Source organism: Saccharopolyspora taberi (assembly GCF_039534165.1).
Lineage (GTDB): Bacteria > Actinomycetota > Actinomycetes > Mycobacteriales > Pseudonocardiaceae > Saccharopolyspora_D > Saccharopolyspora_D taberi.
Genome location: NZ_BAAAUX010000016.1, coordinates 366,024 through 377,879, shown reverse-complemented (window position 1 = coordinate 377,879; position 11,856 = coordinate 366,024). Strand labels below are relative to the sequence as shown.

The window sequence follows — 11,856 nt, the reverse complement described above, 5'->3', positions numbered from 1 at the left end:
GTGAACACTAACGATCGGGCCCGCCGCCCGTCACGGTTGGCGAGCGGGGGAGCCGCGATGTGTTCCGGATTGCGCCCGGTTTGAGCTTGGTTCGTGCGAACGGACAACGACAGCCGCCATTTGTCGTCCGACCCCACAACCTGGCCGCGGAGACCTGCGGCGTAGGTTTCGCCAGAACGTGTGACGGACCACGATGGTGAGCCGGGACACGTCGGCCATCCGGCCAACGCACCACCGCACTGCCCAGGGAGAACCCGTGACCACGAACCTCCACCCCGGCAGGGGGATATTCCGCCGCAAACCGGTCGGTGACATCGTCGAGGACTCCGACACCGGCCTGCAGCGCTCGCTGGGCCTGTGGCAGCTGACCGCCATCGGCGTCGGCGGCATCATCGGCGCCGGAATCTTCTCGCTGGCCGGTGCGGTCGCCAACGAGAAGGCCGGACCGGCGGTGCTGCTGTCGTTCCTGATCGCCGGCATCGCCAGCGCCGCGGCGGCGTTCTCCTACGCCGAGTTCGCCGGGATGATCCCGAAGGCCGGCTCGGCCTACACCTACGGCTACGTGGTGCTCGGCGAGGTCGTCGGCTGGCTGATCGGCTGGGACCTGCTGCTGGAGTACACCGCGATCGTGGCGGTGGTCGCGATCGGCATCTCGGGCTACTTCAACGAGCTGATCGGCTTCCTCGGCATCGACCTGCCCGCCTGGATGATGGGCGCGCCGGGCACCGAGGACGGCGCCGCGCCGCCCGGCAGCTACAAGATCAACCTGTTCGCCGCGCTGCTGTGCCTGCTGATCGCCTTCATCCTCAACCAGGGCATGAAGAGCGCCGCCCGGTTCGAGACGTTCCTGGTGTATCTGAAGGTCGGCGTGGTCCTGCTGGTGATCGTCGTCGGCGCCTTCCACATCGACGCGGGCAACTACAACCCGTTCTTCCCGTTCGGCATCAGCGGCGCGTTCGCCGGTGCGGCGACGGTGTTCTTCGCGGTGTTCGGCTACGACGCGATGAGCACCGCGGCCGAGGAGTCAAAGGACGCCCAGAAGCACATGCCGAAGGCGATCATGTACTCGCTGGCGATCTCGATGGTGCTCTACGTGCTGGCGTGCCTGGTGCTCACCGGCATGATCCCGTACCAGCAGATCAGCGGGGAGAGCGCGTTCGCCTCCGCCTTCACCGACGTCGGGCTGCCGCTGCTGGGCGCGGTCATCGCGATCGGCGCGATCCTGGGCATCCTGACGGTGCTGTTCACCTTCATGCTCGGCGTCACCCGCGTCGGCTTCGCGATGAGCCGCGACGGCCTGCTGCCGAAGTGGTTCGCCAAGACCCACCCGACGCGCAAGGTGCCGTCCCGCTTCACCTGGCTGATCGGCATCGCCTCGGCGCTGATCGCCGGCCTGCTGCCGATCGGCGAGGCGGCCGAGCTGACCAACATCGGCATCCTGCTGGCGTTCGTGATCGTGTGCGCCGCGGTGATCGTGCTGCGCTACCGGCGGCCGGACCTGCCGCGCGGCTTCAAGTGCCCGGGCATGCCGGTGGTGCCGATCATCGGCATCGTGTTCTCCATCTGGCTGGTCACGTTCCTGGCCCCGGAGACCTGGCTGCGCTTCGGGCTGTGGTTCGCGATCGGCCTGGTGATCTACTTCGCCTACGGCTACCGCAAGTCCAAGCTGAACCAGTCCGGGCGGGAAACCGCAATCGATCAAGGCGAATAACGCAGCTCTCATCGTGCAGTGCGTCACTGCGCTGCGCGGTGCGCGCGACCTAGAGTTTGCGGCGCTGTCGGCAAAAAGTCGACGGCGCCGCAAGCTGCTCTGCGGAGCCGTCCTCAACGACGAGGTGTCCCGTGACGCGCGTTCGCGAACTGAGCCCGTACGTCGAGCTGCACCGGGACCAGTGGCGGGAGCTGCGCAGCTCCATGCCGCTACCGCTGTCGGAAGCGGAGCTCGACGCACTGCGCGGTCTCGGCGAGCAGGTCGACCTCGCCGAGGTCGCCGACGTGTACCTGCCGCTGTCGCGGCTGATCAACCTCCAGGTCGCGGCCCGGCAGCGGCTGCACCAGACCACCACGACCTTCCTCGGCGAGCAGAACAACCGCACCCGCGTCCCGTTCGTCATCGGCATCGCGGGCAGCGTCGCGGTCGGCAAGTCGACCACCGCGCGCATCCTGCGCACCCTGCTCGCGCGCTGGCCGGACCACCCCAGCGTCGACCTGGTCACCACCGACGGTTTCCTGCACCCGCGCGCCGAACTGGTGCGGCGCGGGATCATGCACCGCAAGGGATTCCCGGAGAGCTACGACCGGCGGGCGCTGCTGCGGTTCGTCACCGAGGTCAAGTCCGGGGCGAGCGAGGTCAGTGCGCCGGTGTACTCGCACGTGGCCTACGACATCGTGCCGGGCGAGGAGAACGTGGTGCGCAGCCCGGACATCCTCATCATCGAGGGGCTCAACGTCCTGCAGCCGGGGCCGAGCCTGGCGGTCTCGGACCTGTTCGACTTCTCCATCTACGTCGACGCCCACACCGAGCACATCGAGCGCTGGTACGTCGAGCGGTTCCTCACCCTGCGCCGCACCGCGTTCGCCAACCCCGGCTCGCACTTCCACCACTTCGCCGACCTGTCCGACGAGGACGCGCGCGCCGAGGCCCGCCACCTGTGGCGCACGATCAACGAGCCGAACCTCGTCGAGAACATCCTGCCGACCCGCCCGCGCGCGACGCTGGTGCTGCGCAAGGACGGCGACCACGCGATCAACCGGGTCCGGCTGCGCAAGCTGTAGTCACTCCAGGCTGGCCGTAATCACTCCAGACGCACCGTGGCGCCGGGGATGCGCAGGGTGCCGCCGCTGAGGTCGGTGCTGCGGGTGGTGACGCCGGTGAAGCTCAGCTCGGGCAGCTTCAGCAGGCCCAGGTCCAGGTTCGGCAGCAGCAGCGAGTCCGGCGAGAGCGTGATCGGGACCAGCGGGACACCCGCGATCTCCGGGGTTCCGGTGAGCTGCACGGTGTAGAGCTCGGCGGGACCGCTGACGGTGGAGACCCCGCCGGGCGCGCCGGCGGCCCGGACCACCCGGCCGTTGCCGAGCCGGCCGCGCTGGACCAGATCGGTGATCTCCAGCCGGTCCACGGTGAAGTGCAGCGTCCGCACCGGTCCGGCGCCGGAGTCCTGGTCGGCGACGCCGCGGTAGCGGATGCCGCTGAGCTTGAGGCGGCTGCCGGTCATGGTCCAGATCCGGCCCGGTCCCGGCGCCGTGCCGGTGGCTTCGGCGGGCGGCAGCCCGCCCCCGGCCACGGGCGGTGGAACCGGGACGGGCAGCGGTGCGGGGACGGGCAGCGGAAGCAGGTTCGGTTGCGGCGCCGGGTTCGGCGGCGAGGTCGGGTTGGGCAGCGGCGCCGAGCCGGGCGGCGTCGCCGGATTGGGCAGCTGCGCTGGGTCGGACGGCGGAGCCGAGCCGGAGGGTGGCGCCGGATCGGGCCGCGGCGTCGGGGTCGGCTGCGGCGCCGAGTCGGGCAGCGGAGCCGGATTCGGCCGCGGAGCCGAGCCGGAGGGCAGCGCCGGATTGGGCTGCGGCGCCGGGTTCGGTCGCGGTGCCGGATCGGGCAGCGATGTCGGGGTCGGCTGCGGCGTCGCGTCGGACGGCGGTGTCGAGTCGGACGGCGTCGCCGGACTCGGTCGCCGCGCCGAGCCGGACGGCGGGGCCGGGGACGGTTCCGCCGTGCTGCCGGGAGAACTCGTCGGCTCGGGTTCCCGCGACGGCTCCCGGCCCGGTGGCTGCGAAGCAGGAGCGGGCGACGTCGACGTGGTGGGCGCCGGGCACGACGTCAGCAGCCCGAGCAGGTCGCACAGCACCCCGCCCTGCGCTGCGGCGGCCGGCGCGGTGAGCGCCCCGGTCACCAGCGCCACGACGAGGACGAACGCCCCGCGGCGTCCGCGCCTCACGTACCCACCCGGTCGGCGGTGCCGGCCCGGCGCTCCTTCGGCGTCCAGGCCAGCGCGAGCGCGGCGCCGGTGATCCCGAGCAGCGTCCCGACCAGGAACGAGCCCAGGTTCGACGTCACGATCGCCACCAGCGACAGCAGCAGCGTCACCACCCCCGCCGCGACCCGGAACTCCGGCCGGATCCACAGCGACATCCCGCAGCTGATCAGCACGACGCCGATCACCAGCGACGAGACCCCGCCCATCGTGTTCAGCGAGATCATCGCGTCACCGAAGCGGAACGACGCGTACGGCGGGAAAAGCACGAGCAGCCCGGACGCGAGCGTGCACACGCCCGCCCAGAACGGCCTGCCCCGCCGCCACTTCTTCGCGCTGCTCTGCTCGCGCACCGCGATCACCCCTCAGTAGCACTCGTTGCGGCCGGTGTCGGCCGAGATCCGGACCTGGTCGAGCCGCAGCGTCGAGGCCGTGGTCGACCACGCCGTCTGCCGGAGGTTGTCGATCCGGGCGCCGTCGGACTGGATGCCGAAGGTCCCCGGCTGCCCGGTCTGGCCGTTCGGCCCCTTGTCGAAGGTCCCGGCGTCGCGGCCGATCTCGACGTTGCTCAGCGTCAGGTCGCCGGTGACCTGCTCGATGCCGATCACCAGGTCCTCGGCTGACATGGCCGGCGCGGCGATGCGGACCGAGATGTCGCCGACCACGGGCAGCCCCGGAACGACGAAGGACTGGCAGAAGTTGTCGATCCTGGCCTGCCGGAACCCGTTGACCAGCACCGGGTGCGCGCCGCTGCCGCCCTGGTCGACCGAGCCGTACTGGACGACGCCCTCGCCGACGAGCTTGTCGCCGCTGGCCTTGTAGGTCATGCCCGACACCGAGAAGGACGCGGCCAGCGCCCCCTGCGACAGGCCCCCGAACATCACTCCGACGCCGGCCAGGCCGGCCACGAACACCAGCGCGAAGATCCGCCAGCGAGTCCGGCCGATCGCTCTGTCCATCACCATTGATCCACCTCTGCGATCCGGGCGCGCGGAGCGCGGCCGTCCGGCCCGCCGGGGGGATGGAGCCGGACGACCGCGGGTGCCCCGCCCTGGGAGGGTCGCGGGCCACCGCTCTCCGTCGGCCGGTGAAGCACTGGCGGCGCTCACCGGCGTCTCGTTTCCTACTCCCGAGTACCTCGGGTGTGACGAGACTGGTCCATCCCGGCCCGGGAAGGACCCGGGGAAATACCCGGTCCGCTACGCAGTCGACGCCCGGTGCCCGGCCGATCACCGCGCGCTGCTGCCCCGCCGGCCAGGAGTTCGCCGGGTTCGGGGCGAGGAACCGCTGCCGCCTGGTCTACCTGGTGTGGGAGCGGGTCGGCGCTGGCGGTTCGAAGCGGAGGTCGGGCACGGCTGCTCGGCCCAACCGGCGATCCCCGCGCGGAAACCTGATCACGATCGCCCGGCCCGCCGGGGAATGAGCCGGGCGATCGCGAGTGCCCCGTCCTGGGAGGGATTTCAGGGCACCTCCGAGCCTGCTGGATCCGGGCCGCGGAGGGATCCGTGCAAATACCTGTTCGGTCAAGTGCCCTCACGCGTTGATCGACGAGGACTACGCACAGCGACTGTCGCTACTAGGCTGGTCAGGTGACACGTTCCGCATCCGAACGGCGCAGCGGACTGCCCGCCGACACGACCAGTTTCGTCGGACGGCGCCAGGAGCTCGGCGAGGTCAAGCGGCTGCTGTCGGCGTACCGGCTGACCACGCTCACCGGCCCCGGCGGCGTGGGCAAGACCCGCCTCGCACTGCGCGCCGCCGCCGACGTGCGCCGCGCGTTCCACGACCAGGTGTGGTTCGCCGACCTCGCCGGGCTGCGGGAACCGGACCTGGTCCCGCACGCCGTCGCCGAAGCGCTCGACCTGCACGAGCAGTCCGCCCGCCCGGTGATCGACACCCTCGTCGACCGGCTCGACGGTGATCCCCTGCTGCTGGTGCTGGACAACTGCGAGCACCTGGTCGACGCGTGCGCGTCGCTGGTGCACGTGCTGATGCAGTCCTGCCCGAACCTGCGGGTGCTGGCGACCAGCAGGCAGTCGCTGGGCCTGGTCGGCGAGTGCACGTTCGCGGTGCCGCCGTTCCAGGTGCCCGATCCGGAGCGGGTCCGCTCGGCGGCCTCGGTCGCCCGGTTCGACTCGGTGCGGCTGTTCCTGGACCGGGCCGCCGCGGTGGCCCCGGAGTTCGAGGTCACCGACGCCAACTCGCGGGCGCTGGCCCGGATCTGCCACGACCTGGACGGGATCCCGCTGGCCATCGAGCTGGCGGTGGCCAGGCTGCGGTCGCTGTCGCTGGCGCAGATCGCCGAGCGCATCACCGAGCGGCACCGGCTGCTCGACACCGGGGTGCGCGGGCTGCCGCCCAGGCAGCGCACGCTGCGCGCGCTGATCGACTGGAGCTACGAGCTGTGCTCGGAGCCGGAGCGCCGGGTGTGGGCGCGGGCGTCGGTGTTCTCCGGCAGCTTCGACCTGGATGCCGTGGAGCACGTCGTGTCCGGTGCGAGGGTCCCGCCTGCCGAGGTGCTCGGGCTGGTCGACTCGCTGGTGGACAAGTCGATCTTCCTGCGGGAGCTGGCGGGCGACCGGGTCCGCTACCGGATGCTGGAGACCACCCGCGCCTACGGCGAGGAGAAGCTGACCGGGCAGGAGACCGCCCGCCGCAAGCACCGGGACTGGTTCGCGCGGCTGGCCGAGCGCTTCGCCGCGGAGTGGACCGGCCCGGACCAGGCGGAGTGGATCACCCGGCTGCGGCGCGAGCACCACAACATCCGGGTGGCGCTGGACTTCTGCGCCCGGGAACCGGGCGAGGCGGCGACCGGGCTGCGCACCGCGATCCAGCTCGTCGACTACTGGACCCTGCGCGGCTACCTCACCGAGGCCCGGATGTGGCTGGACCGGCTGCTGCCTTCGGTGGCCGCGGAGTCACGGGAGCGGATGTCGGGGCTGGTGCTCGACGGGTGGTTCGCGCTGCACCAGGGCGAACCGGCGACGGCGCGGCGGTGCCTGGCCGACGCGCAGGAGCTGGCCGGGCGGGTCGGCAACGTCGAGCAGGAGGCGTACCTCCGGCACGTGTGGGGGATGGAGGCGATGATCGACGCCGATCTGAGCCGGGCCGGGGAGCTGTTCGAACAGTCGCACCGGCTGTTCCAGGAAGCCGGAACCCTGCGCGGAGAACTGTTCGCGCTGTTCATGCGCGGCCTGGTGGTGGGACTCGGCGGGGAACCGGAGAAGGGCCGCGCGCTGCTGGACACGTGCGTCGGCAAGACGGTGCGGATCGGCGACGTGTACTGGCGCTCCTACGCGTTGTGGTCCCGCTCGGCCATCGACGTCGCCGACGGCCGGTTCGACGACGCCGAGCGGTCCGGCAAGGAGGCGCTGAGCCTGGAGCAGACCCTGGCCGACAGGTCGGCGATGACGTTCACCCTGGAAACCCTGGCGTGGGTGGCCGAAGGCCGCGGTCAGCACGTCCGCGCCGCCACCCTGTTCGGCATCGCCGGGGCGATGTGGGCGGAACTGGGCGGTTCGCCGGAGCTGTACTCAGCCCTCACCGAGCAGCACCACAAGCACGTCGGCAGCACCCGGTCGGCGCTGGGGGAACACGGGTACGAGCGGGCTTTCGACCACGGGTTCCAGATGTCGCCCGTCGAGGCTGTGGACTTCGCGCTGGAGTCGCCGCCCGCGGCGTCAGCACCGGCGACCCCGGAGTCGCCGCTGACCCGGCGGGAGTTGGAGATCGCCGAGTTGGTCGCCGAAGGGATGACCAACCGGGACATCGCCAACCGGCTGGTCATCTCGCACCGGACCGCCGAGGGGCACGTCGAGAACATCCTGACCAAGCTCGGGTTCACTTCTCGGAGTCAGATCGCCGCTTGGGTTATTTCGCGGTGACCGAAGCGGCTTTGGTGGTTCGGGTTTCGTTGCGCGGGTGGTTTCCGGGGTCCTCGCCGGCCCCAGACCCCCGGCAGGTCTCCGGGACCGAAGCGGCTTTGCCGGTTCGGGTTCTTTTGGGCTCGTGGTTCTGGGGCGCTCGCCGCCCCCAGACCCCAGGCAGGTCTCCGGGACCGAAGCGGCTCTGCCGGTTCGGAGTCCGGTAGGGCTCGTTGTTCTGGGGCGCTCGCCGCCCCCAGGCCCCCGGCAGGTCTCCGGGATGAGTCTCCGCTGTCCGCTGCGGTTCGGTTGGGGTGGTTCTCATCCCGTCGACCTCCACGGAGGGCTATCAGACCGCGTCAAGGGGGCGGTTTGTGTTGGCGCGCTGCGGTTTTCGGGCTTGTGCCCCCTTGACACGGCCTGATCGGGCTGCGCCAGGTCGACGGGATGAGAACCAAACCCCGCCCTTGTGGGTGGGGGCATTTGCTGGGCGCGTTTGTGTTGGTTTGGTTCGGTTCAGCGACTGGTGACCGGCTGGTCTGCCCCTGCCCTCGGCCTCGTCGCTAGTGCGAGGACTGCCAGGAGCATTGCGATGGCGGCGAAGCCGTAGGTGAGTGCGGTCAGGGTCGCGATCGCTGCGACCAGGAGTGGTCCTCCGGCGTCGCCGAGTTCGCGGCCCAGTTCGGCCGATCCCATGGTTTGGCCGAGGCGTTCCTGCGGTGTCGACGCCGCCAGGGCGGCGAAGCCGACCGGTGTGATCAGTCCGGTTCCGATGCCGATCAGCGCCGCACCCGCCAGGACACCGGTCAGGCCGGGGATCGTCGCGCAGGCCAGTCCGGCGGCTGTGATCAGCAGTCCGGCCGTCAGGCCGGTGCGGGTGGTTAGGCGGCCCGCGTCCAGCGCTCGCCCGGTCGCGGGCTGGACGACGGCCGCGCAGGCGGCCAGGACCGACACCGCCGCTCCGGTGGCCACGGTGCCGAGTCCGGCAGCGGCGCCGGACACCGGCAGGAAGCCGACGCCGACGGACAGCGCTGCGGTCGCGCCCGCGAGCGCAGCAGTTGGGGCGAGGAACGCGCGGGACTTGAGCCGCCTGGCCAGGTCGACCACGGTCTGGCGGCGGCGCGGCAGCGGTGGCACGTGCGGCACCGCTGTCGCCGCCCAGGCCGCGACGGCCACGCCGAGCACCGCCATCACCGCGAAGAGCAGCTGAAGACCACCGGCCCACACCAGAACACCGCCGAGGAGCGGGCCCAGCGTGTAGCCGATCGACTTGCAGAAGCCGTAACTGCCGAAGGCCCGCCCGTGCTTGGCCGCCGGGTTGAGCCGGGCCACCAGCGCCGACGCCGACGGGGAGAACGCCGAGGCCGCGGCACCCTGGCCGAGGCGGGCCGCCCACAGCCAGCCCGGGCCGGGCATCGCCGCGTAGAGCGCCGACGCCACGGCGAAGGCGACGAGCCCGCCCAGCAGGACCGGTCGCGCTCCGACGCGGTCGGCGAGCGTGCCGAAGACCGGCTTGAGCAGCACCTCGGCTCCGTCGTAGAGCGCGAGCAGCCCGCCCAGGACCAGCAGCGAGGTGACCGCGTCCGAGCCGAAGCCGCCGAGGTTGGCCGCGATGCCGTGCGCGCCGAACGCGGTGGTGAAACCGGCCGCGTACAGCGGCCACATCGCTCGCTTCACCGCTGTTCCCCGTGGAGCGCGGCGACGACGCGTTCCGCGTAGTCCTCGCATACCTCCACGCACCGCTTCAGCCGCTCGCCCGCCTCTGCCGCTTCCGGCGCGCCGAACACGTCACGCGCCGTCAGGTCCCGGTGCCAGCGGCGCAGCCGCTCCAGGCTCTGCTCTTCCTCCTCCAGCTCGGCGAGGGTGAACTTGCCGATCCGGATCTCCTTGGCGATCTCGTCTTCGAACTTGCCGCAGTCGGCGATGTACTCCGACCACTCCTCGGACCTGGCGGCGGTGAACATGGCCTCGAACCGGGCTTCGTCCTCGGCTTCCCGCCCGGACGCGCGCAGCGTCACGACCTGCCCCTCGGAACGCTCGGCCAGCTCCACCGCCCGCCGCACGCCGTCGGCGAAGGCAGGCACCTCCGGCACCGCCCAGACCCCCTGGCCCAGCGAGAGCGCACCGACCTTGCGCAGCTCCCGCCAGACCGCGACCCGGTGCCGCGACGGCTCCGCGGGCAGCTTGACCACCAGGACCAGCCAGGACCTTTTCGTCACGACCCGGAATGTAGCACCTGTTACAACAGCGAGGTCCTCACCACCGGGAGGAGCTCCGGCGGGCCAGCAGCAGTTGCAGGTGCGCGCTCAGCCGCTCGGTCGGGTCGCCCAGGTCGACGCCGGTGATCTCGCCGGCCCGCCGCACCCGGTACCGCAGCGTGTTCGGGTGGACGTGCATCCGCTCGCTCGCCGCGCGCACGTCGCCGAACGCCTCCAGGTACGCCAGCAGCGAGCGAGCCAGGTCGGTTCCGTGCTCGCTGTCGTGCTCAAGGAGTCCGGCCAGCCGTGCATCCCGGAAGCGCTCGTTGCTCTGGAGCACCGCGAGCACCTCGCTGAGCACGACCTTCGCCCGCACGTCGGCGATGGTGGCGATCTCGGTGCCCACGTCGTGGGCCAGGGCGTCGAGCACCCGGTCGGCCTCCGCGCGGGACTCGGCGATCTCGTCGAGCGTCGGCACCGCCGAACCGACCCCGGCCTGCACCCGCGCGCGCAGGTGCTGGCGGCCCGCCGCGACGATCTCGCGGGTCAGGCCGAGCGCCGAGGCCGCGGCCGAGCGCTGCTGGAGATCCGGCAGCAGCACGTAGACCCGGGAGCCGATGGTGGTGACCAGCGCGCTGCGCCGGTAGGCCGAGGCGTGCACCGAGATCAGGCTGGTCATCTCGGAGCGCTGGAGCTCCAGCTCGGAGCGGTCCGAGCCGCTGGACTGGTCGACCGGCCGCAGCGTGAACACCACCACCAGCGCCGCCTTGTTCGGGTCCGCGCCGATGTTGTCGGCCACCGAACGCGCGTCGACCCGGCCCTCCAGCAGACCCGCGAGCAGGTTCTCCCGGAACCGCGGCCCGGCGGTGGCCTCGGTGCGCTGGCGGATGAGCTGCAACGCCGCCACCCGCGCCGCGCCCAGCAGCGCCTTCTCCGAGCGCTCGGACAGCGGGCGCTTGCCCTCCTGCACCCAGATCGTGCCCAGCGGCTGGTTGCCCGCGTGGATGCCGACCGCCATCCGGCGCCGGATCCCCAGCTCGGGCCGCTCGTCGATGCGCACGACCTCCTCCCCCGCGCGCAGCCGCTGGTAGACGCCCCAGTCGCGCAGCATCGCCAGGTAGGGCTCCGGCCCCTGCCTGCCCAGGATCGACAGCCTGCGCAGCTCGTCGACCTCGTCGTCGGAGCGGGAGTAGGCCAGCACCCGGTTCGCGGTGTCCTCGATGCTGACGATGCCGTCGGTCATCGCCGCGACGGTCTGCGACAGCGCGAACAGGTCGCCCAGCGCCTCCCCCACGTCGGCGTCGACGGTCAGCCGCGCGTTGTCGACGGCCGAGCGGGCGAAGGACTCCAGCTGCTCCCAGCGGACCTCGGGCCGCACGCCGAGCAGGGCCACGCCGCCGTCGATGGCGGTGTCGCGCAGCGCGTGCGCGTCGCTTTCGCCGTGCACCTTGACCGCCACCGCCGCCGCGCCGTCCCGGGCCGCCGCCCGGACCAGCCGCATCGCCGCGCGACCACGGGCGCCGATGACCAGCACCAGGTCTCCGCGCCGGGTGCCGGAGTCGTCCTCCGGGTCGACAATGACGACATCGCGGATGCCGACGTCGAACCCGCGCGGTGCCGCGAGCACGTCGACCAGGGGTTCGCCGACGGCGATGAGGAGTTGACGCAATGGCACGCCCAGCTGCCCCGCGCCGACCCCGATTTCCCGCACTTCCCATTCCTTTGTTCAACCGGACAAGCCGTTTGAGTCAAAGATAGCCGATCACACAAATCCCGGAGGTCGGGAAGCTCCTAACCTCCGAGGTGACACCGCCGCTGGGGGCGCTC

Annotated in this window: 9 protein-coding genes; 3 read left to right on the top strand and 6 right to left on the bottom strand. The window is 71.7% G+C overall.

The window, feature by feature from the left end:
• The first annotated feature begins 256 nt into the window (after positions 1-256).
• Positions 257-1,711: an amino acid permease gene (locus ABD691_RS20645; RefSeq protein ID WP_344682111.1), complete on the top strand. Its 1,455-nt coding sequence runs from the start codon at positions 257-259 to the stop codon at positions 1,709-1,711.
• A 131-nt stretch (positions 1,712-1,842) separates the two neighbouring features.
• Complete coding sequence (coaA, locus tag ABD691_RS20640; protein WP_344682109.1) at positions 1,843-2,775, top strand: type I pantothenate kinase; 933 nt, start codon at positions 1,843-1,845, stop codon at positions 2,773-2,775.
• A gap of 20 nt (positions 2,776-2,795) precedes the next feature.
• Here coaA and ABD691_RS20635 read toward each other — a convergent pair whose 3' ends face one another.
• From ABD691_RS20635 to ABD691_RS20625, 3 genes are read right to left on the bottom strand one after another with little or no spacing between them, the layout of a single operon-like run.
• On the bottom strand, positions 2,796-3,932 hold the full coding sequence (locus ABD691_RS20635; protein ID WP_344682107.1) for a hypothetical protein: 1,137 nt from the start codon (positions 3,930-3,932) through the stop codon (positions 2,796-2,798).
• The gene (locus ABD691_RS20630) at positions 3,929-4,321 is read right to left on the bottom strand and encodes a DUF6114 domain-containing protein (protein WP_344682106.1); all 393 of its coding nucleotides are present in this window, start codon (positions 4,319-4,321) and stop codon (positions 3,929-3,931) included. Before ABD691_RS20630 ends, ABD691_RS20635 begins: the two co-directional genes overlap by 4 nt.
• Positions 4,322-4,333: 12 nt before the next feature.
• On the bottom strand, positions 4,334-4,927 hold the full coding sequence (locus ABD691_RS20625; RefSeq protein ID WP_344682104.1) for a DUF6230 family protein: 594 nt from the start codon (positions 4,925-4,927) through the stop codon (positions 4,334-4,336).
• 630 nt (positions 4,928-5,557) lie between these two features.
• Here ABD691_RS20625 and ABD691_RS20620 point away from each other — a divergent pair.
• The gene (locus ABD691_RS20620; protein ID WP_344682102.1) at positions 5,558-7,852 is read left to right on the top strand and encodes an ATP-binding protein; all 2,295 of its coding nucleotides are present in this window, start codon (positions 5,558-5,560) and stop codon (positions 7,850-7,852) included.
• 495 nt (positions 7,853-8,347) lie between these two features.
• Here the strand turns inward: ABD691_RS20620 and ABD691_RS20615 are convergent, their stop codons facing one another.
• From ABD691_RS20615 to ABD691_RS20605, 3 genes are read right to left on the bottom strand one after another with little or no spacing between them, the layout of a single operon-like run.
• Positions 8,348-9,508, bottom strand: a complete 1,161-nt coding sequence (locus ABD691_RS20615; RefSeq protein ID WP_344682100.1) for an MFS transporter — start codon at positions 9,506-9,508, stop codon at positions 8,348-8,350.
• A complete protein-coding gene (locus tag ABD691_RS20610; protein ID WP_344682098.1) occupies positions 9,505-10,050 on the bottom strand; it encodes a Chromate resistance protein ChrB in 546 nt (181 codons plus the stop codon). The genes ABD691_RS20615 and ABD691_RS20610 overlap by 4 nt, the downstream gene beginning before the upstream one ends.
• A gap of 37 nt (positions 10,051-10,087) precedes the next feature.
• Positions 10,088-11,740 (bottom strand): PucR family transcriptional regulator, encoded by a 1,653-nt coding sequence (locus ABD691_RS20605; RefSeq protein WP_344682096.1) that lies wholly within the window; start codon positions 11,738-11,740, stop codon positions 10,088-10,090.
• Positions 11,741-11,856 lie beyond the last annotated feature (116 nt).